23 protein-coding genes, 1 tRNA gene and 2 pseudogenes are annotated in these 23,210 nt (G+C 65.5%); 10 read left to right on the plus strand and 16 right to left on the minus strand.

The window, feature by feature from the left end; genetic code table 11:
- Positions 1–211, minus strand: a pseudogene (locus ACYVIP_RS28080) (hypothetical protein); the annotation flags it as partial.
- A 1,113-nt stretch (positions 212–1,324) separates the two neighbouring features.
- Between ACYVIP_RS28080 and ACYVIP_RS28085 the strand changes: the two are divergent.
- Positions 1,325–2,659, plus strand: a complete 1,335-nt coding sequence (locus ACYVIP_RS28085; protein ID WP_460401623.1) for an MFS transporter — start codon at positions 1,325–1,327, stop codon at positions 2,657–2,659.
- 169 nt (positions 2,660–2,828) lie between these two features.
- Complete coding sequence (locus ACYVIP_RS28090; protein WP_460401625.1) at positions 2,829–3,977, plus strand: GGDEF domain-containing protein; 1,149 nt, start codon at positions 2,829–2,831, stop codon at positions 3,975–3,977.
- A gap of 7 nt (positions 3,978–3,984) precedes the next feature.
- Here the strand turns inward: ACYVIP_RS28090 and ACYVIP_RS28095 are convergent, their stop codons facing one another.
- Positions 3,985–4,320, minus strand: coding sequence for a winged helix-turn-helix transcriptional regulator (locus tag ACYVIP_RS28095; protein ID WP_460401627.1), 336 nt, complete (start codon positions 4,318–4,320; stop codon positions 3,985–3,987).
- Positions 4,321–4,676: 356 nt separating this feature from the next.
- Here ACYVIP_RS28095 and ACYVIP_RS28100 point away from each other — a divergent pair, with 356 nt between their 5' ends.
- Together ACYVIP_RS28100 and ACYVIP_RS28105 are read left to right on the plus strand one after the other, a co-directional pair.
- Positions 4,677–5,309, plus strand: a complete 633-nt coding sequence (locus ACYVIP_RS28100; protein WP_460401629.1) for a prepilin peptidase — start codon at positions 4,677–4,679, stop codon at positions 5,307–5,309.
- 349 nt (positions 5,310–5,658) lie between these two features.
- Entirely contained in the window at positions 5,659–6,567 is a 909-nt protein-coding gene (locus ACYVIP_RS28105; protein ID WP_460401631.1) for a hypothetical protein, read from the plus strand.
- A 110-nt stretch (positions 6,568–6,677) separates the two neighbouring features.
- Here the strand turns inward: ACYVIP_RS28105 and ACYVIP_RS28110 are convergent, their stop codons facing one another.
- Positions 6,678–6,869, minus strand: coding sequence for a hypothetical protein (locus ACYVIP_RS28110; RefSeq protein ID WP_460401633.1), 192 nt, complete (start codon positions 6,867–6,869; stop codon positions 6,678–6,680).
- Between ACYVIP_RS28110 and ACYVIP_RS28115 the strand changes: the two genes are divergently transcribed.
- The 5 genes from ACYVIP_RS28115 to ACYVIP_RS28135 all read left to right on the plus strand — a co-directional run bounded on the left by ACYVIP_RS28115 (position 6,862) and on the right by ACYVIP_RS28135 (position 9,841).
- Positions 6,862–7,143: a hypothetical protein gene (locus tag ACYVIP_RS28115; protein WP_460401635.1), complete on the plus strand. Its 282-nt coding sequence runs from the start codon at positions 6,862–6,864 to the stop codon at positions 7,141–7,143. The two genes, ACYVIP_RS28110 and ACYVIP_RS28115, sit on opposite strands and share 8 nt — an antisense overlap.
- On the plus strand, positions 7,140–7,922 hold the full coding sequence (locus ACYVIP_RS28120; protein WP_460401637.1) for a hypothetical protein: 783 nt from the start codon (positions 7,140–7,142) through the stop codon (positions 7,920–7,922). The genes ACYVIP_RS28115 and ACYVIP_RS28120 overlap by 4 nt, the downstream gene beginning before the upstream one ends.
- Positions 7,919–8,524: an AAA family ATPase gene (locus ACYVIP_RS28125; protein ID WP_460401639.1), complete on the plus strand. Its 606-nt coding sequence runs from the start codon at positions 7,919–7,921 to the stop codon at positions 8,522–8,524. The genes ACYVIP_RS28120 and ACYVIP_RS28125 overlap by 4 nt, the downstream gene beginning before the upstream one ends.
- A gap of 163 nt (positions 8,525–8,687) precedes the next feature.
- The gene (locus ACYVIP_RS28130; protein WP_460401641.1) at positions 8,688–9,128 is read left to right on the plus strand and encodes an NUDIX hydrolase; all 441 of its coding nucleotides are present in this window, start codon (positions 8,688–8,690) and stop codon (positions 9,126–9,128) included.
- A 170-nt stretch (positions 9,129–9,298) separates the two neighbouring features.
- Positions 9,299–9,841, plus strand: a complete 543-nt coding sequence (locus ACYVIP_RS28135) for an NUDIX hydrolase (protein ID WP_460401643.1) — start codon at positions 9,299–9,301, stop codon at positions 9,839–9,841.
- Positions 9,842–9,997: 156 nt separating this feature from the next.
- Here the strand turns inward: ACYVIP_RS28135 and ACYVIP_RS28140 are convergent, their stop codons facing one another.
- The 7 genes from ACYVIP_RS28140 to ACYVIP_RS28170 all read right to left on the minus strand — a co-directional run bounded on the left by ACYVIP_RS28140 (position 9,998) and on the right by ACYVIP_RS28170 (position 14,691).
- A complete protein-coding gene (locus ACYVIP_RS28140; RefSeq protein WP_460401645.1) occupies positions 9,998–10,978 on the minus strand; it encodes a helix-turn-helix domain-containing protein in 981 nt (326 codons plus the stop codon).
- Entirely contained in the window at positions 10,911–11,171 is a 261-nt protein-coding gene (locus ACYVIP_RS28145; RefSeq protein WP_460401667.1) for a hypothetical protein, read from the minus strand. Before ACYVIP_RS28145 ends, ACYVIP_RS28140 begins: the two co-directional genes overlap by 68 nt.
- 45 nt (positions 11,172–11,216) lie before the next feature.
- A tRNA-Ile gene (locus tag ACYVIP_RS28150) sits at positions 11,217–11,293 on the minus strand.
- 34 nt (positions 11,294–11,327) lie between these two features.
- On the minus strand, positions 11,328–11,609 hold the full coding sequence (locus ACYVIP_RS28155) for a hypothetical protein (RefSeq protein ID WP_460401647.1): 282 nt from the start codon (positions 11,607–11,609) through the stop codon (positions 11,328–11,330).
- A gap of 34 nt (positions 11,610–11,643) precedes the next feature.
- The gene (locus tag ACYVIP_RS28160; protein ID WP_460401649.1) at positions 11,644–12,135 is read right to left on the minus strand and encodes a helix-turn-helix domain-containing protein; all 492 of its coding nucleotides are present in this window, start codon (positions 12,133–12,135) and stop codon (positions 11,644–11,646) included.
- 1 nt (position 12,136) lies between these two features.
- Positions 12,137–12,415, minus strand: a complete 279-nt coding sequence (locus ACYVIP_RS28165; RefSeq protein ID WP_460401651.1) for a hypothetical protein — start codon at positions 12,413–12,415, stop codon at positions 12,137–12,139.
- 914 nt (positions 12,416–13,329) lie between these two features.
- A complete protein-coding gene (locus tag ACYVIP_RS28170) occupies positions 13,330–14,691 on the minus strand; it encodes a helix-turn-helix domain-containing protein (RefSeq protein ID WP_460401663.1) in 1,362 nt (453 codons plus the stop codon).
- A gap of 846 nt (positions 14,692–15,537) precedes the next feature.
- On the opposite strand from ACYVIP_RS28170, the gene queC reads away from it, so the two are divergent.
- Positions 15,538–16,236 (plus strand): 7-cyano-7-deazaguanine synthase QueC, encoded by a 699-nt coding sequence (gene queC, locus ACYVIP_RS28175; protein ID WP_460401653.1) that lies wholly within the window; start codon positions 15,538–15,540, stop codon positions 16,234–16,236.
- A gap of 38 nt (positions 16,237–16,274) precedes the next feature.
- Here queC and ACYVIP_RS28180 read toward each other — a convergent pair whose 3' ends face one another.
- The 6 genes and pseudogenes from ACYVIP_RS28180 to ACYVIP_RS28205 all read right to left on the minus strand — a co-directional run.
- Positions 16,275–17,456 (minus strand): hypothetical protein, encoded by a 1,182-nt coding sequence (locus tag ACYVIP_RS28180; protein WP_460401655.1) that lies wholly within the window; start codon positions 17,454–17,456, stop codon positions 16,275–16,277.
- A complete protein-coding gene (locus ACYVIP_RS28185) occupies positions 17,453–18,319 on the minus strand; it encodes a thiopeptide-type bacteriocin biosynthesis protein (RefSeq protein WP_460401657.1) in 867 nt (288 codons plus the stop codon). Before ACYVIP_RS28185 ends, ACYVIP_RS28180 begins: the two co-directional genes overlap by 4 nt.
- A gap of 25 nt (positions 18,320–18,344) precedes the next feature.
- Positions 18,345–19,589, minus strand: a complete 1,245-nt coding sequence (locus ACYVIP_RS28190) for a lanthionine synthetase C family protein (protein WP_460401659.1) — start codon at positions 19,587–19,589, stop codon at positions 18,345–18,347.
- Positions 19,586–22,669, minus strand: coding sequence for a lantibiotic dehydratase (locus ACYVIP_RS28195; RefSeq protein WP_460401665.1), 3,084 nt, complete (start codon positions 22,667–22,669; stop codon positions 19,586–19,588). The genes ACYVIP_RS28190 and ACYVIP_RS28195 overlap by 4 nt, the downstream gene beginning before the upstream one ends.
- A gap of 110 nt (positions 22,670–22,779) precedes the next feature.
- Positions 22,780–22,953, minus strand: coding sequence for an FxLD family lanthipeptide (locus tag ACYVIP_RS28200; RefSeq protein ID WP_460401661.1), 174 nt, complete (start codon positions 22,951–22,953; stop codon positions 22,780–22,782).
- Positions 22,954–23,017: 64 nt separating this feature from the next.
- Positions 23,018–23,210 (minus strand): annotated as a pseudogene (locus ACYVIP_RS28205) (methyltransferase, FxLD system); the annotation flags it as partial.

The raw sequence follows: 23,210 nt of genomic DNA on the forward strand, positions 1-23,210 counted from the left end.
CCGGCCGAGAAGCGCCCTCGGACGGGCGACTCCCCGCGCCGGAGGCGGGGCGCTGCGGGCGGGTCGTGGCCTGCTCACCGGCCTCGAGCTGGCACTGCGGGGTCGAGGTGTGGTCGCAGTCGACCGAGCCCCACCCATCAGCCCCGGCCAACGGGCTGGTCGCCACCAGAACGATGACCGCGACACCCAGAACCGTGGACGGTCTCAGCATGAGCCCACCCCCTCGATGACGAACCCCGACACCCGCCAAGCGCCATCGGCCTGCCGATCCACCGTCGCGGTGATCGCANCTGGGTCGAGTCACCACAGTCGCTGATCCTGACCGTGGTGGGACTGCCCCAGGGCTCGACCAGGGACACCGTCGGATGATTCTTCGGCTCTCCCCTGGTCACCAACCCGTTCTGGTGATCGGCGTAAAGACCACGCGAGATCGTGAGCAACGCCTCACCAGTCGCGTAGACACTCAACAATGGGGAACGCGAGTCCGAGGTGCGGGCCGCGGTGGCCATGTTCCGCCACATCCCCAGATAAGCCTCCACCGCCCGCCGGCCCGCCACCTCCGCCGCAGACCCAGCCGTCTCCACCGCGCTCGACGACGACGGCTTCGGCGTCGACGCGAGTGTGGACGAACGAGACGACGGGTCCGGCGTGGGAGTGCACGCGATCGCCGTGCACGCGATCAACGCGAACAACCGCCACAGCGATAGTCGAGTTCTCACGATGATGCCGACCTCCTCATGATCGGGATCGCGTGGCGGCCGGACACCCTCCGGCGAGTCGGGTGAGTCGAGAGATCCGGCCACCTCGCGATCCCCTCGTGCGTCTCCAGGCAGTCCAACCGTCGCGGTCGCCCTGGGCGAGCTCGATGAGCTGTTTGGTCTCGCGAACACGTGGCGCCTCCAGGTCTTGACTTGCGTATCGGATCGTTTCCAGTCCGAGGTCTACACGGCACGCCGTGACTAACCGCAACGTTCCCGATACCACCTACCCCACGGTTTGCGCGGGCTGTCCTGGGGATTCTTCAAAAAATCTCTTGGAGACGTCCAGCGCTCGACCCCCGACCAGAGAGTCGGTCGACAGGCGCCGAACCGTCCCGTTGGAATTCACGCAGCAACGTCGGCGATTGCCGTTGGCCACACCATGTGACAACTACCGCCCGATCGAGTTCATCCGAACAGGTGTATTGACAACCCACGGACCACTTCTAGTATTTGTCTTCCCGTCAGGACACAACAACCAAGCAATGGCATTAGTATGTGAACCCACAGGGGCGTCAGCGTCACAGCGTTCGGACACTGACGAGGGGATGTTCGGGGGGACGCCAGTGACACAGAAAGCGGGTTTTCGAGAGGTCCTCGCGGTAGCGGAGTTCCGTGCTCTGTGGTCCGCCGAGGTCATCTCGGTATGCGGGGACCAACTGGCACGGGTCGCCCTGTCGATCTTGGTGTATCAGCAGACATCCTCGGCAGCGTTGACCGCACTGACCTACGCACTGACGTTCATGCCGGCCCTGCTCGGCGCCGCTGTGCTCGCCGGGCTCGCCGATCGGTTCCCGCGCCGAACCGTGCTGGTCTCCTCTGACCTGGTCCGCGCGGCGTTGGCCGGCGCGATGGCTCTGCCAGGGCTCCCGTTGGCCGTGCTGTGGACGCTGGTGTTCGGCCTCGCTCTCGTCGGTGCACCGTTCAAGGCCGCCCAACTCGCCCTGCTCCCCGACGTGTTGAAGGGTGAGGCGTACCCGGTCGGCCTGGCGCTGCGCACGGTGTCCACGCAAATGGCACAACTGGCCGGCTTCGCGGTCGGTGGATCCGTCCTTCTCCTGATCTCGCCGACCACCGCGCTCGGCGTCAACGCCGCAACCTTCGTGATCTCGATCGTGATCATCATGCGCGGTGTCCAGCCACGACCCGCTTCCCGACCAGCCAAAACCGAACCCGGACCTCGACGAACTACGTCGGCCTTCCACCTGCTGTTCCGTAGTCGACGGCTACTCGTACTCGTCGGTCTCACCATGCTGGCCGGTTTGACCATCGCACCCGAGGGCGTCGCAGCGCCCTACGCAGCGGGGTTGGGCGGTTCGGCCATCGCCGTCGGAGTCCTGCTCGCGGCAGACCCGCTTGGCAGCGCGCTCGGCGCGTGGGCGTTCAGCCGCCGGCAGCGATCCGCTTCGAACATTCGGACAGACACGATCACACCCTTGGCGATCGGATCCGGGGCAGCGCTCATTCCGTGCTTTCTCACCCCAGGACTGGCGGTATCCGCGCTGTTGTGGGCCCTGTCCGGAGCGTTGACGACGATGTTTCTGATACAGGCGCAGGCCGAACTCACGCAGACCGTTCCAGATTCTCGGCGAGGCGCAGTGATCGGCATAGCCAGCGCGGGCCTCCAGGCATCCCAGGGCCTGGTAATCCTCGCCACCGGCCTGGTCGCTCAGCAGTGGGGCGTCTACCGCGCCGTGGGGATCATCGGACTGGTCACCGCCACGTTGGCGGCACTGCTGGGCCTTTCACGGCGTCGTGCCCGCCTCCGAAGCCACGAAGACCTCGAGAACGAGCACGGCGCACGTCACGGCGACAAGAAAATCACAGGTCACGGTTCCGCATTCAAGGCACCTCCTTTCCCTGAACAAGCCGTGCCGAACGAGGTGAGATCACATGAGTAGTCGTTCGGCTCGGCAACGGCCTCACTCTTCCAGTATCGGACTCAGTCGCCTGGTCCGTCCCGGACGCTACATCCGACGCGGCCGAGACTGGGAACTGTGGACACTTCGACGTCCCGTTCTCGTATACGTGCTGACTGTGCAGCTCGTAGCCGTCGGCTCAACGGTGGCGTTGCTCAACGCCCAGCAGATCCGGCTGAGCGATCTCGCGATGCTGGCTGGCATCACCGCTCTGGGTGTGGTCAAGGAGGAGTTGACCAGACACATTGAGCAGATGCGACGCCGGTACTCCGACACTCCGCACCAGAACATGACCTCGGTCTGGACGCTCGCCGCGGCGCTCGTGCTCCCGGCCGGTCTCGCCGCTGTGGTCGTCGCCGCGCTGTACGCGCACCTGTGGTTCCGTACCTGGCAGCCGGTCCACAACGTACGGGTGTGGAAACTGGTCTTCAGTGCTTCCGCCGTGACGTTGTCCTGCCACACAGCGACCGGCATCCAGCAACTGATCGGACAACACGAACTCGCGGCGGCAACATCGTGGCGGACCATCGCCCTGCTCCTGGTCGCGGTCGTGCTCTATTCCGTGGTCAACCTCGGCGTAGTAGCCGGCGCCATCGCGCTGATGAGCACTGAACGCACCGCCCGACGGCTACTCGGCACCCTGAGCGACGTCCTGCTCGAGTACGCCACACTGGCGATGGGCGTTATTGCGGCCATCTTCCTGCTGCGATCCCCGATCATCGTGCTCTTCCTGTTCCCCGTGCTGCTCGTCCTGCACCGCAACGTACTCATCCGCCAACTCGAGGAAGCCGCCACGACAGACTCGAAGACCGGTCTGCTCAACGCGACCGCCTGGAGAACCCTCGCGACCACCGAGTTCGACCGCACGGTCCGCGACGGCACCAGCGCAGGCGTCCTCATGCTCGACCTCGACCTCTTCAAACGCATCAACGACACTCACGGCCACGCGGCCGGAGACCAAGTCCTGGCCGCCGTCGCGACCCAACTCGCCGGCGAGATGCGGGCCTACGACCTGCTCGGACGATTCGGCGGCGAAGAGTTCGTCGCCTTCTGTCCCGACGTGACCGCAGAAGATCTGATCAGCCTGGCCGAACGACTCCGCCAAGCCGTCGAGCAACTCGCGGTGCCGATCAACAACCCAGGCCACACCGCCACCGTGCACCCAACGATCTCGATCGGCGCCGCGCACTACCCCGAGTCAGGCGCTGACCTGGACGACGTTCTGCTCGCCGCCGACAACGCGTTGTTCGCCGCCAAAGACGGCGGACGCAACCGGGTCGAGGTGCTCCGACCCCAATAGCGCGACCTCAAGCATCCTCGCCGTAACGCCGGCGAGCCAGCTGGACAGCGGCTCGATTATCCTTCGCCCACTTCGCGAGCGGTCGCAGCGACCGCAGAAACGACCTCCCCAGCGGAGTGAGCTCATACCAGACCGGCGTGAACGTCGACCTGGCCCCAGACCCCGCGCTGCGCGTGATCAGACCATCCCGACGCATCCGCAACAGCGTCGCGCTCAGAACCTTCTGACTGACCGGATGAGCATGCGATGTCCAACCAGCCCGTTCCTCGGCCTCGTTGATCCCCTGCCGCAAATCGCCGTACTTCAACGGTCGCGTCGCCAACGACGCGAGCACCGCGACCACCCACTCACCGTGCAACAACGCCAATGCCTCGTAGACACCCTCCCTATAGGACAGACCCGGCCCCGCCTCCTGATCCGAAACCCCACGCTCCATCGCACACCCCCGAACGCGACGACCTAGTCCAAGATCGACAGTACCCTCTTTCTCCCGTCACGCAGCGCGAAGACGCCCTTGTCAACACGTCCAACCCTGGGGTTTGACACCGCACCAACCTTGCGGTTCGACAAGGACCACGCGGTACACCTGGACCACGGCGAAGAAAGTCACGCGACAAGGAGGTCACGGTAGCCACCGTGGAGGAACGACAACCTCACCGTTTCTCCACGGTGGCCCGGCCCCCGAGGATCGAGCACACCATGCCACCAGAACCACTGTGGACAGTCCTCGAATGGGCCTTCACCGGCGCCGCGCTGAGCCTCGCCATCCACACGTTCGGCACACACACCAACGAGCCCAGACTCCAGACCAACGCCAAAGAATCGATCATCACCTTCGTCCTGTTCGGACTCCTCGCCCAACGACGCGACAACGACCTTGACCTGGCCGCGTTCAGCTTCCTCGCCCTCATCGGCGTACGGCTGACCGTGATCGACCTCACCGAACACCAACTCCCCAGATCGCTGGTCATGCCCCTGTACCCCACCCTGTGGGGCCTGCTGGGACTCGCCACCGCAATCGAGGAACACCACCACGCCGACCTCCTCCGAGCCACGATCGGCATGATCGCGCTACCGACCGCCTACCTCACCCTCGCGATCATCACCAGAAACGGCCTCGGAAGCGGCGACATCCGCCTCGCCGGACCAATCGGCCTCAGCCTCGCCTGGCACAGCTGGAACGCGGTCCTGACCGGCACACTCCTAACTCTGATCTACGCCAGCCTCACCGCCACGATCATGCTCACCACCAGAAACGCAACCAGACACACACCAATACCATTCGGGCCAGCCATGCTCGGCGGGACGTTCATCGCCATCCTGACCCATTAACACCATGCAGCCCGCAGCGAACATCGCGTCAGCCTGGCTGGGCGCTGCCACCTTTGGGGGTAAGCAACTTCATCCTTATCTTCAGGTTGCGATCCTCGCCCGGCCGGGAGGCTGGGCGCTGCTCCACCGCGCGGGGCCGGCGTCCCCTCCGAGTGTTGCGATCCTCGCCCGGCCGGCGGGCTGGGCGCTGCCTGGCCGCCTCGAGATGGAGGAACGGCGCACGCTCCTTGCGATCCTTGCAGCAGGTTTCGAAGTTTTCTCAACATCGGAATATGCAGGTTCTGACACTCGTCGGTCTACCTGGGCTCCCAACCTCGAACGCTCATGATAGTTCGATATGCTATTGCATGTGGCAGATCCGGAAGAGAAGACCAGGAACAAGATCAGATCCAACTCGCTGTCCGGCCCTGTGGTTCAGGGCCGTTACGTCGGCAATGTCAGGCAGTACAATTTGCCACTGCTCAGCGCAGTGGTCGGCGCAATCATCGTGTTGGTGACCGGGATCCTAGTGTCCATTGCGACATCTTCCGACAAGATGTCCGGAAACTCTGATTCGGCGACGAGCGGCGAGCCGGAGGTCACGGACGCGCCGATTCGCCTGTCCAGACAGCCAACGATCAGCAACATCGCTCACGACAAGGTCATCCCCGCTACAACGAAACTCGAGTACGCCGATGTTCTTAAGCACTTCAGCCAATACCGCGAAGAAACGGCCCTGACCCAATGGGAGTGGATACAGGCGCTTGGCGCGGTCGGCGTCGAAGAGAGCTACTGGGAGTTTGGCCTCGACGGCATGCGCGATCACACGGTTCAGATCGTCGACGTCCGCCCAGTCGAGATCGAATGTGGTCCCGCACTTGGAGGCACCCTGCTCTACGACCCACCCGCAGGCGACACGCCTATCTTTCTCGCAGTGGATCTAGACGATCCAAACCCAAAGTTCCAGATCGAGTATCCAAACCAACCACCGAAGAGTCTATTCGAACAGAAAATTGACCTGCCCAAAGGAGAGACTGTTCCTGTCGTCATTGTCGCAAGGGCAACAAAAGGGCATTGTCGTTTCAATCTTCAGATCGATTACACTTCCGACGGAATCCAAGACAACCTGGTCATCACCGCTGGAGATAGGCAGTTCGAGGTCACCGGCAGGCGGCCCGCCAATCAGTATAATTGGGTTTATCTTAGCGGGATCCACCAATGCAAATCATCCTATCGTCTCACCGGTGAGGATTTCGCGAACTTCAACGGGAAATGTTAGGTGATTCACTCGAACAGTGGACCACGTCTATGGGACTCTGCGACACATCGGATCTGACAAGTATGCACTGCTGCATGCTACATGCGCGCTTCCAGCAGCAGACCAGGCGACTACGTGTCCTGCGTGCCGGCCGTGCAAAGGACATTGCCCACGGCAACAATGCCACCATCATCGAACGTGCGCGCGCCCATCACCGTGACCACCGACAGGGAGGACACATGAATGTCGCCGCCCTGTACGGGCCCGACCGACCTGGCCACGGCCTGCGACCACGCAGCCATCACCGGAGCGACGGTGGCCACCGCGGAAGGCGCGACGGCCGGCGCGCTCGTCCGGCAGATGATCATTCGCACCCTGTCGGTCGCCCTGATCGCGGCGCGCGCCGCCGGCAGATACGGCTGGACCACACCGGTGGACCTCGACCAGTTGGTCACCGACACCGCCTGGGACCACCTCGACTCGCTCGAGGAACCCCCTCCCGATGCCACCCGACTCGCGGTCGCGACACCTCGACGGCACGATGCACCCAACAGACCCACCGACATCCACGCGACCCTGCCCAAGGAGCGGGCTTGATCGTCACCACGAACATCCCCGGCAAGCGCGGCAAGCCACCCCGTCGTCCCGCCGGATCGACGCTCTGGGCCTCGATCGATGTCGAGTGGACCAAGAACTACCGGATCAAGAACGGCAACCGCCCCTTCTGCTACTCCGTGGTCTATGCCGCGCTCCCCCACGCCGAGACCTCGGTGGACCTCGCCGACCTTCCCTTCACCTACACCAGCGTCTACCTCGAGGACCCCGACGAGACCACCGAACTACTCACCTCGGCCAACGCCGCGTTACGCACCGCGTTCGCCGCGGCCGACCACGTCACCGGCCACCAGTTCACCAGCGACCTCGGCGTCCTGGCCAACGCCAGCACCACACCGTTGCCCAACGTGGCCGCCGCCCGCAGCGCCTGGCTGGACCGTCGCGCCGGCGAACTCCCCGACCGCCGCGTCATCGACACCCGCTACGACACCGACCACATCCTGACCTGCCCATCCCGGCGCCTGGTCGACGTGTGCACCGAACTCGACCTCGACGTCACCCAACCCGAACTACGCGGCACCTCCATGACCGCGCTGCACCACACCTACCTGAACACCGGCTCAGTCGAAGCCCGCGAGCGGATCAGCGTGCTCAATCTGCGCCACAGCCTGTCCACCGCCCTGGTCGCCCAACGCGCCACCGGACAAGGGCACTGGACCCGCACCCTCAACGTCAACCAACTTCTGGCCACCGAACTCCTCAACACATTCGCCTGGCTCGACCACCCCACCTTCACCGACCTCCTGGCAGAAACCCCATGATTCGCGACTGCGAGATCACCGCCATCGACGGCACCCACGCCTCCGGCAAGACCACACTCATCCACGCACTCACCGCCCACTACAGACGCCTCGGCGTCAACGTGGTCGCGATGGGAGAACCAGCCCGCAGCAGCCCCTTCATGGAAGAGATCGTCATCCACGGCCGCGGCGCCTTCGACCTCGCCGCGGAAGTCGACGTGTTCGCCGCCCACCTACGACACCAACTCCGCGCCGCCCGCAACCACCAACTCCTCATCGCCGACAAGACCATCATCAACGTGCTCGCCTACGCCCGAATGCTGCTCCACACCGAACCCGACAGCATCGACACCGCAGTACTCGACGCGATGCACACCTTCTGCCGTGCGTGGGCACCGACCTACGACACCGTGTTCTTCACCCACGACCACTACAACCAACCCAACGACGCCTTCCGCGCCAAGGTCACCGGTCTCCAGGACACCGCAGCCACCACCCTGCGCGAGCTCTACAACGAACTCCACATCCCCGTGATCGACATCCCCCACGGACTCGAAACCGACCAACGCGTCGAATGGATCACCCACCACACCGCCATGACCAACCCCGCCATCGCCGGATAACCACGTCCAGCCACCTCCCGACCCACTCCCACACGTGCCCCCGACACCAGCCGCGGTTACCTGGGCAGAGGCGTCGTCCCCCGTGAATGACCGTTGCGTAGAGTTCCCAGTCCGGAGCCCGTCACACGCGGCGAGCAGCCACAACGAAAGACGACGCGAAAACGTGAAGAACCGGTACCACACCGTAGTAGACGTCTACGTACTGCTCCAACGCGCAGACGGCGCGGTACTGCTGATGGAACGCGCCAACACCGGCTACGCCGACGGCCAACTCTGCCCACCCAGCGGCCACCTCGAAGCAGACGAAAACGTACTCGACGGCGCGATCCGCGAAGCCAAAGAAGAAGTCGGCGTCAACATAGAACACACCGACCTACAATTCACCCACGTGATCCACTACCGAACACCAGAAAACCAAGCCCGCATCGGATTCTTCTTCACCACCACCCGATGGAACGGCGAACCGACCAACCAAGAACCCGACAAATGCGCCGGCCTGCTCTGGGCCCACCCGACCGACCTGCCAGCCAACACAGTTCCCTACACAGCGTTGGCACTCACCCACATCACCGAAGAAAAACCATTCTCCATCGGCGGCTGGTAGAACAAGGCGCTTCAGGCACCTGACGTCAATCGCGGTCACCTCCGTCGCCGTGATCCTCACCCAACCAACGAACTGGGTATACCGACGGAAGTTCCGGTAGCGGCGCACCTCGATTTGCAAACCTCGCCCAGCCGACAGGCCAGCGCTGCCTGGGTGCAGGACGATCCTGAATGCTCAGCACGCTGCACCGTCTCCCTCGCTGCACCGCACGCGCACCAGTGACCGGGCGCTGCCAGACTGGAGACGTGATGGCTCCACCTCTGCGCTTCGCCGCCCGCGTCATCGCCCTCGACCCAGCGGGCAGGGTGCTGCTGGTGCACTACGACGAGAACGGGGGATTCTGGGCCACGCCGGGCGGACGTGTCGAAGACGGCGAAGACCACCGCACCGGCCTCCGCCGCGAACTGGCCGAAGAACTCGGCATCGACAACGCCCACATCGACCTTCGCGACCAGGTGGCCGAACGCAGCCAGGAACACCAGGTCGGCGACCAGGTCGTCAGACAGGTCGAACGCTACTTCCTCGCCTACCTCGCTCCCGACGACATCAACCCCGCCCACGCCACCCAACCCGACACCATCCGCGCGGTTCGATGGTGGACCCTCTCCGAACTCGCCGACACAACCGAGACGATCTACCCCCTCGGCCTCGCTGACCTCGTCACGAACATCCAAACCATCGGGACCCCCAAGACTCCGTTCGTACTGCGATAAAGCGCGCCACGCTGTCGGCCCTCGGCGACCAGCCACAGATCGTGGTCCAGCAACGTCCAAGTACCACCGCGCCGAAGAGCAGCCGGGCCGGGAACATCGAGTCCTGTTCGCGACCGTTGATGATCACCAGCGGCATTCGACAGCAGCACCCAGGGTCTAGAGCCGTGAATCAACGGGTCGAGGTGATGGGCCCGGATGGAGCTTGCTCGCCACCTTGGCGATGAGATGGCGTGAACGGAGTTCGTCCAACGCGACCGTTCCAAGACGACTCAGCAGCGTGCGGTAGGCGTAGACCTCAGCTGGTGTTTCGATGAAATGGCTGGCCGTGTCCGTCTCGACGGTGACGATGCATTTGAAGTCCCGGACGTTGAGCACCGTGAAGGCCCCGGACATGCCGGCGTGCGCGCCCGCGTTCTGGGGCACGACCCGGACCGAAATCGTCGGCCGAACCGACCAGCGCAGCAGTGCGTGCAGTTGCTCGGACATCACCACAGCCCCGCCCACCGGCGTGTGCAACACGGACTCGTGGACGACGAAATCGCAGTCCGGCACGTCGCCCCCATCGAGAGTCCGCTGCCGCTCGACAAGCGCCGCAACCCGATCCGGAATGTCCCACTTCGGCACGGTCGGATTGGCCTCGAGCACAGCACTTGCGTACGCCGTGGTCTGGAGAAGATCGGGGACCGCGCCCGCGTGGTAAGACCCGATACTGATCGCGTGCCGTTCGTGGCCGACGAGCGTAGGTGACCGCCGAGGAAGTCCAGGCGCGTGGTGGACGACCCAGTTCGGCCCGTGGTCCAGGCTCAACGCCATGAGTCGTTCCCGTTCATCCCCGGGTACTCCGCACACGGCGATGAAGGCCGCGACGTCATGGCTGGATCCACCCCGCTTCCCCGACAGAATGCGCGACACCCGACTGGGGCTCCACGCCAACTCCCGCGCAATCCCACTCGAGTGAAACCCGCGGCGTTCCATTACTCGGCGAAGTCCTTCACCCAACTCCCGACTGCGTACCGTCGGTTCCCGATCCTCCACGACGTCCTGACTCCTTTCGTTGATCATTGGCGAGCTATCGAGGTTCCGTAGTTTGGTTTTCGCCCTCTGCGATGAGTTGCAGGTAGGGAATCCCATCACCATAGCGAGCAGTGACCTTACAGATCACCTTTATTCGACCGGGCCGCATCGGGTCAATGCCGTTGACCACGTTCCGCACCGTACCCTCCGGGAAGATGTCTTCACCCATGCTGCTGCATTCGTCAGCAAGGCGTCCGACCGTCCAGTTGTGGTCCTCAAGCCACTCTCGGATACGATCGCGGTTCAGCTTGGGCATTGCTCGTCGAACTCCCAGTTCGATGAAGGAGACTTTCAGGTGAGGTGGAGGGGCGGGTGGGGTTCGAACCCACGGCCAAGGGGTTATGAGCCCCCTGCTCTAACCAACTGAGCTACCGCCCCATGCCCCATTGGCGCAAGTCCTGTTACCCAGGAATCAGCGGCCCGCCTGCATGTCGACCGCACCCGGACAGTGTTGGCCGTCAATGTTCGCGTCCTGGTCGTGAGTCCACACGAGCCGCATGGGCATGATGCGTTGGAAGTTGTCCAGTGCCCTCGCCGGTGTCGTGGTGCTCATGAACGTTGCCTGCCCGGAGGACGGGTCGCGACGAAAGACCAAAACCTCCTGGTCGTCACCAACAGTGATTGACATGCCGATCGCGTAGACATTGTCCTCGCAGTCGTCGACAGTTTCCAGTGTGAAGGTCTTGATTTTCAAGGTGTCCTCCGATGTTGTACAAGATGAATATTGGTTAAAGGTGCACAGCTTCGTTGTCCACAAGAATCGCTATGAACTCGGCCTGGGAAATGCCGCAGTGATTCGCCATGCTGCCCAAAGCAGCTGCGCCGAACGGAAAATCTGTTGGACCCACGGCTTGAGCTTCCCGGGATCGTGCCGCCGCCCAGGATCGTAGAGGTCGCAACCGCTCCGTCTTGGTACGCGCGAGTTTCGCGAGGTCGATGTGCACTGCCTCAACTGGCCCCACCACACGACGGTGGGCCGCGCCCACCAGTTCTCCTGGATCGACAGGCAGTTCTCGACACAGGGTCCACAGCCGATGAACGCCCATGCGCCGCGTCCCCGACTCGTAGGCCATCAGCGTCGATTCCGCTATATCCACGCCGGCTCGGGAGATGAACTCTCTACGGCTGAGTCCCTGTTTCTTGCGGGAACGCAGCAACTCGTCGCCGAGAGCTGCCACAAAAACCCGCGCCTCGACGTCAGCTGTGAACTGCCGTGCCATCTCAGCTCTCACCGTCCTCGACCGGTTGCTGGTGCGCGGACGCCGCATAGCGGCAGTTGCTCGCGAAACACAGCGCCGCGAACGCCAAACCGACCGCGAACCGCTCGCCCACTCGCGGATCCCACATCTCGAACGCCAGTTCGAAGCCGCCGTAGTCGACCACCAAGCTCGGCCTGCCGTCGGCAGGGAGCGCGACCGATCGAGCATGGCAGTCCACCGTCGCCGGCACCGTCAGCCGAGTGTCGTCGGCCTCCGGATCCGGTGGCACGTGCCGGCTCACGGGGCACGCCTTGCCTGCGACTCATCCTGCTTCTCGCAAGGGCGGTCGAAGTAGTTGGTCACCAGCCGCAACACAATTACGACCAACACGACGCCAACCGCCAGCCACTCCATCCACATCCGATTCTCCTTCGACTCAATGCGGGCGAGTGCGTTTCTCGCCAGTACGAACGAGCCGCGGCAGCGCCCGGAGCCACAAACCGTGCTCAACCGCGTTGCCAGGCGCGAGCCACTGCTCGGGTATCACGTCGCGCATTTCCATCGAAATAGCTCGCTTTCCGCAATGATCACGGGCAGTCTGGACCTGGAATGGTTTGCGTTGACCGGTCGGAGGTCAACCACCGCAGGCTGGGACCAGTCAACAGTGGTGTCCGTGTTGATCACCAGAGCGACTGCGCGGCGGGCACAGGGCGTCCACAGGGCGACATACCTTCTCAACTGCGTATTCTCCTCATTCGACTCGTGGAACCGTCCGGATAGGCGCGCGGTAGGCCACCGCAGGCTGGCCCAGACGGATCCCGCCGTACGAGCACGGGTGGAATGAGGCAGCAAAGGGAGACACCGGGCATTTGATTTGGGAACGGGCGAGTACTCCGCACAAGAAGAGAACCAGAGGGAAAGGCCGCGAGATCGGAGTCCGGACGCTCAGCCCGTTGGCCGACGCCCACGAATCCGCGGATTATATCAGAAAAATATAGCCTTGGCGCTGAAATCGAACGCATCACCAAGGACCGATGAGACGAGCATTTGGTTCATGATGCACCAGCCCGACGGCACCACCGTCGCCGACAGCGGCGGTATGTTGCTGGGTATGGTGTTGCGAGACCGGCACAGCCTCCTCACCAGAGCCCTCACGTTCTGAGGCCCGTCGACTCTGTTGATCATGCACAGAGCCCCCGCGATATAGACCTCGAGTCAGCCAAGAAGCACGTGGCGGTCGCGCCAGGCGAGCCGGAGGCCGGTGTAGGAGCTGGCGGTCATCCGTGTCTGGAGTCGGTCGATGGCCTCCGCTGTGAACGGGATGTCGGGCCGTCCTCCGTGGCCGACGCGGTGTCCCTCGTCGTTGGACTTCACCGCTGAGGCGAACAGTTCGTCGTAGGTTTCGTGGTCGATGACGGCCACCGTCCGTTGGCTCGGCCCGAGGGTTAGTGCGTCGACTACCAGTCCGTAGTGCCACAGGCGCATCCGTCCGGCGGTCTTGGCGTCCTGGAACCGGGTGAAGGGCTCCTCGGTGTCGTAGTCGATCACGTGTGGACTGGCGCCGTCGTGTTCGGGGTTCCCGAGGTACTCCTCGGAGTACTCCCGCATGATGTTGCGCCACAGGGAGAAGTCGTGGCGCAGGGTGGCCGGTGACAGTGTGGAGGGCTGGAACTCGCCGGCGGGCATGACCGTGCACATTCCGCCGCCGGTGGCCACGGCGCCGGGATCGCGTCGGTGCAGGGTGAAACGGTGTCCGCCGGCCGGATTCCGGCGGATCGTGAGCGTGCTGATGCTGGGCGAGACGGGCCGCAGGGCCAAGTCGAATGGGTCTGCGACCGAGGCCCGGACGGGCAGTTCGCCCATGTCTGGTACCTGTCCGCCGGAGTCCAGGAAGACGCGTTTGAACTCGTGCGCGAGGTACTGTTTGCCGTCGAACACCTCGAAGAAGGTGGTCGTGGCGAAGCGCATGGTGAGCGGCGGCCCCGGGCTCACATCGAGCAGACGGTAACTGATCCGGTTTTCCAGCAGACGAGGGCGCACCAGGTCGCGTACGGCCCTGCTGTAGGAGGTGTACCGCTCTCCGCGCGCGTTCAACGGCAGCACATGGTCAACCGGGACATCGACATTCGGTACCTCGGGTACGTCGTCGACCAGTTCGATTCGCACATCGTCAAGCGGCACAGGCTGGTCCAGCAGCCATCCCGGACCAGTGAGGACGTGTCCGCCCGGCCCTCGCGCGTGATCCGCGTAGAGCCACGCGGCGAGTTCGGACAACTCCCGCGACCGCGCGCCACCTGCGCTGCGCACTCTCAACCACTCCCGCTGGCTGGTCTCGATCTCAGCCGGGACAGGCGCCGTGGGACTCCGGCGCACCGGCGACAACAGATCGTGGAGTTCCTCCAAACCGACCCGCAGGGCCGCGGCGATACGCGACCTGCGATGCGGGGCGGGCGTCAAACTCCCCCGTTCCCACCGCCCCACAGTCGAGAACTCCACACCAACAGCCGCAGCGAAGCCTTCCTGAGTGAAACCCATCGCCTCACGCCTCGCGACAAGCCGATCCCGCCGGCCAGCCATAAAAACCACCCCACCTGATCTCTTGACCACCGCATTCGATTCTACCCAGATGCCATATTAGGACCCTGCCACCATTTCCGCAGATCATCAGGCCGCCGCCCAGTTGACGCCCTATCGCCGCCACACCTGCGCTCTGGTACGACCCGCGCGGGGACGTTTAGCTGCGTTGACGGGCCCGCAACGGTTCTACCAGCATCGTTACCCGACCCGACCAGACAAACAATTGAACGCTCGATAGCAACGACAGTACGGGAAAACTCGAGACAAATAGATCGGGACTCGCTGAGATTACGGAGTAGATGATGAGACGCTCCCAGCGATTCGCGGAACCCGTGGTTTCGCGATACCCACAAACCAAGCTCGCTGTGCCGCGTTTCCTCGTGCAGCCGGCGTGGGTACGGAGTTGGAACACCGCACAAGGCGGTGACGCACGATGAATGACCGCGGACCTTGGGCGGTGACGTGCCGCGATGTCGCCGGCCGCCCGCGGAGCCTGACGGTACTCGTGCATGGCTCGGACATCGTGGTGGTGGCACCTCCAGTTGAGGTTGTCAGGCGCGACGCCGCTGAGACCGAGCAGTTCCGCTTCGCCACGACTGTTGAGGTAGCCGCCACTCCTGCCCCAAGTGGGCCTGGCCCCTCCGAGGAGATCGGCACAGCGAGCACGGTGAGGCAGTACCGCGACGGTGTTCCCCCAGCCGTCGCGGGGCGCCCTGCCTCACCGTCATGTCGCGGCGGAACCACGGCCCCGGTAACTGGTTCCGCCGCGACCCCCACCATGTCCTACGTCGGTAGGCGATGGCGTCAGCCGAAACAGCCAATCTAACCCGGAAATGGTGACCGGTCATGACGATCAAACACCCCGAGCACCGCCATCCCGACCACGCGGTCGTCATCGCCTCGGGCGGGCTGAACTCGACCGTGCTGGCCTACTGGCTGGCTGCCCGCCACAGCCGCCTGACGCTGATCTCGTTCGACTACGGGCAGCGCCACCGCGTCGAACTCGACCACGCTGCCGAGATCGCCAGGCTGCTGGACAGCACGTACCGGATCATCGACCTGACGAGCCTGGGCGCGCTGCTCACCGTTTCGGCGTTGACCGACACCTCGGCGGAGAGACCCGACAGGCACCACGCCGACGAGACGATAGCGCTGGTACCCAACCAGAACGCGATCATGCTCGACATCGCCATCACGATCGCGATCGCGGCGCGCGCGGACGCGGTCGCCTTCGGCGCGCACGCCGGGGACCGCACCACCTACCCTGACTGCCGGTCGGCGTTCGTGGAGCGGTTCGCCCGCGGCGTGCGGGAGGCGAACGACGGTCTTCTGGTGCCGGGGTTCCAGGTACTCGCTCCGTTCCTGACGCTGACCAAGTCCGACATCGTGCGCGTCGGCATAGCGCTGGCGGTGCCGTTCGCTCACACGTGGTCCTGCCATCGAGGCCGGGAGGTGCACTGCGGCGCCTGCGGGACGTGTATCGAGCGCCGAAAAGCCTTTCACCACAACGGCATCACCGACCCCACTGTGTACCTGGCCGCGTAGAGAGAGGTCAGGTTCGTGGACAGTGCCTCGTTTCCCGTTCACGGCAGGTCGTCCGTTTGACATCGACGTCCCTGCTGCGTGGTGAGGGTTCTGGCGAGTTGTTCATTGCTCTTTGCTATTGATTCCTGTAGATCGTGCAGCAATTCGGCTGGCATCATTCCCTGCCTGAATCCGGACTTTTGCATCACAGAGGTGAGGACGTGCGCTTCGGCGGTGGTCATCGCCGAGCGGCATGGCATGAAGCCGAGGATCTCGGAGGCGATGTTGGCGTCGGCGACGCTGAGCGCCTCCTGGATGAGCCGAGTAACGACCTGTGCTCGCTGGGCGCTGGTGGCGGCGAGGTCGACCACCGTCAAGCCGAGCCGGGACCGAAACACGGCGTGCTCCGGTTGAGCGGGAAGTTGCAGGTAAGCAGCCACCATCATGGCAGACGAGGCATCCGCTATCCGGTTCGTCGAGCGCAGACAGAGGGTTCGCAGGCAGGTGGCCACCGCTTGTTCCCAGGGTTCGGTGGTTGTGCTGTCGTCGAGCATGGCGAGGGCTGTGTCGGTCTGCCCGAGGGCGGATCGGGCCAGAATGACGACCTGGCGGCCGTCCAGCATTTGCCGCCCCAAGCCTTTGTGGTCCTTGATGTGCTGGAGAGCGTCTTTCCATCGACCTGCTTGGGTGAGTACGCGCGTGCCGTCGCCGAGCAGCACCGTCCAGAGGAATCTTCGTAGGTCTCGACGGTCGTGGGCGGCCGTGACGAGGCGTCCGAGGTCGATCTGTCGACCGTCGATCATGACCGGTTCCAGGCTGCTCAGTGCGCGGTGGGCGGTTTTGTAGATCTCGTAGGCGCCGTCTGGGTCACCGTTGCGGCTGGCGAGGCGCCCGAGGTTGACGATGGGTTGGAGTGCCAGCTTCGCGGCCTTGACGGTGAGCGGAGCCGAGGCGGCGAACCGGTCGAATTGTTGCCAGCACAACTGGCGGGCGAGGTCGGGCATGCCGCAGTCGCTCGCGATGAGCGCTGCCTTGTTGAATGCCTCGGCGGCGTTGGTCAACTGATCGTCGTCTGAGTGTCCTCCGGCGGCCGCGAGTGCGAGGTCGTGGACTTCGGCGACGCGGAGTGTGAGCGCACGTCCCGGTGGCTTGGGGCGTGGAAGGAGCGGGAAGCGTCTCGCAAGATCGGCGGGCTGTTCCGGGGTTGCCTGGAGGTGAACCCGGTCAAGGGCTGCGTTCATTCGGCACGCTCCCGTGGGTCGAAGACGACGGCCTTGGCGGTGTGGGCGAGCAGGCTTTGGGTGGTGTGGGAGAGCCCGAGTCGGTTCCAGTGGAAGATCACGTGGTGAGCCAGTACCGCGCGGGTGCCGCGGCGGAGGATCCCGGTATGGGCGAGTTCGCTCAGGATTTGGCCGCAGGCGGCGAAGCCGGCTGCCCAGTCCACGAGGCCCGAGAGGGCACCGGTGGGGCCAAGCAGAGGGCCTGCGGGGTCGGCGTCCACGGTCATGAGCCGTCGCAGTTGATCGTGGAGATTGTTCGCCGGCTCATCTGCTGTGGTTGGTGGTCCTGGTCGCATGTCGGCGACGCGCGCCCAAACGTCTCCCTGTTCGTACCAGTCCTGATGCGCGCCGTGCAGGAGGTTTCGGCACAGCAGGATCGACAGTTCGCGACGTCGATCTCGGCGATCCTTCGGTGAGGCCTCGGCCTGCTCGGCGAGGTGGCCGAGGACGTACTTGCTGTCGAGGTGGAACAGGTCGTGGGCCGCGGCCATCCCCTGGGGGCCGCCGAAGGCGTGCACCTCGGGCTCGTAGATCGTTTCGGTCCAGCCCTTGATGTGCCCTCCTGCGGTGAGGCGCTCAAGCCGACGATGAACCACGGCCGTCGTGTCGGAAGCGGTGACGGCGTTGGCGGGCAGGAAGCGCAGGCGCCAGCAGGGGTTCTTCCGGATGAAGAACCACGACGTGATCACGCCGGAGGTCTCAAGGTCGGTCATCGCGGGCCTGAGGTGGCCGGCGCCGACCAGTTCGGCGGTGGTGTAGTCGTTGAAGTGGATGAACACCTGCTGCCATACCTGCTCGGGGGTGTTCGGATCGTCGTGGCCCATGTCCTTGGTTCCGTGGTGGGTGGTGTCAGCCGAGGAGTAGGCAGGTGTCCCAGTGGCTGAGCGGGGCGGTGTTGGCGCCGACGGTGTGCAGGGCGAGGGCGACCCCGGCGCAGCCGTCGAGGAACTCGGGATCCCGTGGTGAGCATGTTGATCGGGTGAGTAGCCGGTCGACCAGGTTCGGCAGTTCGGCTGCGAGGTCGGGTTCTGGTGCGGCGTCGGCCATGCGCCACGCGGCTTGCAGCACGCCGGCCAGGCCGTGGCACAACCCGCTGTCGGTGAGCCGGTCAAGTTGGGCGGGGTCGCGCAGGCAATCCAGCATCGCGGCTTCGGCGATGCGTCGCCTCTCCGTGTCTCTGGTCGCCAGGGCCGCGAGTTGTTGCGCTCGGGCAATGCCCGGAGTGCCGTAACACCAGGACGGGCGTTGACGGCTGGAGGCCGGCACCGTGCTCGCGTTGGCCTGCTCCCAGGTGACGAACCCCGGCCACCACGAGCCGGACGGCGTGTCCTGTCGCCAGGTGTCCATCCAGGAACAGATGCGGCCGATGGCGGCGGCGTGGTCGTTCACGACGGTGCCGCGCAGCATCGCCAGGGACAGCAAGGCGAGTGGGGCGGCGATGCCGTGGGACATGCCGAGGTTGCCGTGCCCGCCGGGGAAGTCGGGTGATCGTGCTCCGTTGGGGGCCAGGTCGGTCCACCAGCCGGGCAAGCCGTCGTCGGCATCGGGTAGCGGTTGGGTGAGCCGTACGAGGTAGGACAGGACCGCCTTGATGAACTCGCCTGCCGGGTCGTGGCGAAGGTGGTAGGCGCCCAGTCCGCTGAGGCCGCGGATGAGGTCGAACTCGGCCAGTGTCGGTCGTTGGCCGCAGTCGATGCGGGTGTGCGCGGCGTCAAGGCGGATCCGGGTGAGGGTGCTGGTGGCGGTGTCGAGGGTGGAGCGCGCGCGGGCGAGTTTGCCGGGCTGGTCGGCGGCGGCGTGGGTGAGGAAGGCCAGGGTCGGCGTGCCGAAGAACAGCCCGGCATTGGCTCCGACGCTGAGGTCGTCGGTGGTCGCGGCCGCGAGCCAGGTGTGTGCGGTGGTCCAGGGGCCGTCGCCTCCTCGAGCTCGTTCGATGTGCAGCAGGGCGACGCCGGCCGCTCCACCGCCGAGCGATTGTGGACGAGGACGGGCTCCGGTCGTCGGGTTCTGGGTGAAGCGCACGAGACGCGGGTCGGTGAGCCGGGCGGCCAGGTTAATCGAAGCGTCCGCCGCGTTCGGGCGAGATCGGTTCACCGGGCTCCTCGGGTGCGGCTGGTCCAGCTCAGCGCGGCGGCGCGGGCCAAGCGGGCACACGACCGCTCGCCATGCGGGTCCAGGCCCGTCATGCGGACGAAGTGCAGGTGGGTGAGGTCGGGCAGGACGTCCAGCGTCGTGATATTCGTTGTGGCGGCGAGCCTGTCGCGGTAGGTGGCCAAGGCGGTACTGCGGTGTCCCCAAGCGTCGGCAATGGCCTCGCCGCCGGGGATCGCGCGGAGCGCGGAGCGCTGGTTGTCCGGGTCTGCCAGCGTGATCGCCTGGTCGTGAACCCGGCGAGCTGGTGCCTCGGCGGCGGTCCGATCGACGTGGTCGAGCAACCAACGCAGTCCCGCGCCGGAGTCTCCGGTGGCGGCCACGGCGAGGTCGACCATGCTCGCGGCGATGAGCGCCTGTCGGTACGGGGCGCCGGTGCCGGCCAGGGAGGCGAGCTGCGTGAGTACAGCTTCGGAGTCGGCGGCGAACACCGTTTCGGCGGCCGTCATCGCCGGGCCGGGGCCGAAGCGCCCGACCTCGGGGTAGTAGGTGTCCAGTTGCGCGTGCCCGATCAGGCCGCGTTCGCGCAGGCCGGCGGTCCAGGTGGCCACCTGGCGGGCGGTCTCGACGGAGTCGGTGGTGTCGGTCAGGCGGAACCGCAGCCGCAGGTGTGGCTCAGGGTCCTGGTAGCGGAGGAACCACCACCGCAGTGGCCCGTAGCCGGTCCGGACCAGGCGTGGAAGGTGACCGGTGAGGATCGCGTCGTGGCGGTCCGGGTGGCCGTAGAGCTTGAGGTAGAGCCATTCGTCGCTGCCGGGCAGGTGGCCGAGGGCAGGCTTCACCGTGTGTGCCGACCATGGGTGTCGTCGTCGCCGTGGCGGCGCGGGTTGGTCGGCGGCGAGGGGAACCACGATCTCGTGGGCGCGCCCGTCGATCCAGCCGAAGGCGTCGTCACCGGGTGCTTCGCGGAGCTGGACCGTTCCGGCGCGGTCGAGCTCGACCCGCAGCAGGTGCAGGTGCGCGGGACGGTTCAGGTTCAGGTGCAGCCGCCGGTCGTCCTCGCCGACGTAGACGGAATCGGGCAGCCGGTAGCGGCGACGCCGGGCTGCCAGTTGCTCAGTCCAGGTCGCCGATGAGGCGGACTGGCCGGGTAGGTCGGTGGCGTCCACTGTCCATCGGGCCGGGGACAGGACCGTGCGGCGGTAGCGGATGCGCGGCAGGTAGGGCAGCCAACTGGCCGCTCCCCAGGTGAACGGGGCGCACACGGTGGCGCGCGCGGTGGTGATCTCGCAGAGGAAACGCAGCAGTGGATGCGCGGCGTGAGTGAACTCCACGGCGCTGAAGACCGTCGGCTCCACGAGCCGGCGGCGGGACAGCGAGACCAGATAAAGGTGATCGGCGTCCGCGGTGACCGCGAGGTCGTCCAACGTCACCGTCCCCTCGTCGGGCGCACGGTGTTCGGCGAAAGACACGAGGGTCGGCAAGACCTGTTGGCTGCGGGCGACGTTCTCCGCCCGTAGGGCGAGGGCGGGACCGCTGAGCTGGGCGGCGAGGGCGTCGTCGTGCAGTGTGGAGAGCCCCTGATACGCGGTGATCATGCGCTCGCGGTCGTCAAGATCCAGCACATCCAGGAACCGGCCGGTGGTGGTCCCGGCCGCGCGGGACACGCCGGCGACCGTCAGCTCGAACTCGCCTCGGTCGAGAGCCGCACGGGTCGGTGCCTGGATGCGGAACCGCAGCTCAGTGTGTGGTTGGACGGTAGTGACGTCGTCGACGGCCAGGCGCCCGATGGCATCGTCGTCGAGCACGACCTCGATGCTGTGGTCCAACGCGGCTTTCTGGGCCATGGCCAGTAGCGCCACGTCCCGCTCGGACAACGACGGCGCGGCGGGTGGCGTCAGCCGACTGTCCCGGTAGCCCGCGGGGAAGCCCAACCCCGTGTCAGCGTTGACGAGGTCGGCCACGGCGACCATCGCGCCCATTCCATACCGTTCGAGGAAACGCGAGTGGTAGTCCCGCCATGCCGGGTTGCCGGCTGGATGCACGGCCAGGCGCGCCAGGATGTCGGCGGCAGCCTGCGCCTCCCGTGCCACCTGGTCAGGCAGGACCACGCGGTGGTCGAGGCGCAGGTCAACCGCGAGCGGCTTGTCGGTTGGAGCGATGTCGTCCATCGCCGCTGACACCTGAGTGCGCAGCACGCGCTGCCGGGTGTGGGAGGTGCTCTGGTTATGGGCAGCCAGGTCACGCTGGAGATCGCGGAGCTGACCGAGTAGGGCGGCGTCATCCGGGAAGGCGTCGGCGCCGCGGGCGGTGGCCTGCTCGATCACCTGGCCGAGGGGATCGGCGGCCGTCATGAGCGGGCGCAGGTTGGTCACGAGGATGCGACGGGCCACCAGTTCGGCGACCATGCCGTCGATCACGGAGTCCCTCGTTGCCGGGAATTCGGCCGCGAGGGCGTCGGCCAAGGCTCCGACCGCGGTGGGGGTCCTCGCGGCCTGCACCACGATGTCCACCGCTTTGGTCAGCTTGACCGAGATCTCGGCCGCCGCGGTCTCACTCGAGGCGCTCGCGTGCCGCTCACAACCCATCACCAGTCGACCGTCGCGGGTGAACGCCAGGTCGTTCACCACGACCGCAAGGTGCCGCCGGAGTTCGACCGATGCCTCCAACCGCGCGACAACCCGTGCCAGCCACTCCGCGTCGACCCGCGCGATCGCCTTGTGCCGCTTACCCGAATACGCGATGGTCGCAGGACCGAAGTGGACCGGTGCCACTCCTGCGAACAGGCCGAACGGGGTTGGCCGGCCGGTGCCGCGCACCAGGTAGCGCGCCAACGACAACACCAGCCGCCGCAGGTCGCGTGTCGAGGTGGGGCGCCCGTCGAATACCCGGCGGGTCCGCTCAGCGAGGACTGGACTGGCCATCTCGATGGCCGCCATGATCTGATCGTCGGCCATCACGTGGTCCAACCAATCGCGCCACTGGGCCAAGTGCTCTTCGGTGTCCGCGGGCACGTCCGGCCACGCCGCGGCGATCCAGCTCGGGGTGTACGCCACTGCCCGCAGAAGTGCGGCATCGACCACTCGGTACAACGGCAACACCTTTCTGCCAGCGACCGCGCGGCCCGGTGAACGGGTTGTTCCCGCCCGCCGGGCCGCGGTCGTCGAATGGTGGATCGTGGGGCCGCTGCCGCCTAAGGACAGCTGTTGCAGGCGCTCTCACAAGTGGCGCCGCAGCCGTCGTCGGTCAGGCGCAACAGCTCGTCGACGACCGGTCCGGACTCCACGATGCTGACGTCGAGATCGAACTCGGAATCCGCTACTGCCGCGGCGGTCGACTCCGGCCTGTCATCCAGCTGAACGGTCAAGGTTCCTCCTCAGTGGTGGTGCTTCCTGCGAATTCCCGGCCGGGTCGTCAGGGGTGCCTCGGAGTCAGGGCCAGGTGATGACGACTCGGGTGTGTTTCTTGTCCACGAGCCGTCCGTGCGGCAGGTCGTCGTCCGGGGTCCCGGCGGGGAACACCTCGATCCGCGCGCCCGAACCGTCGCGGTGCTCGCGGTCCCAGGTGCGGATCAGCTCGACGTAGTCCTCGGCGAGGGTCTCGGCGTCCGGGCCGTGGGCGTAC

It is taken from the genome of Actinophytocola sediminis (genome assembly GCF_054779715.1).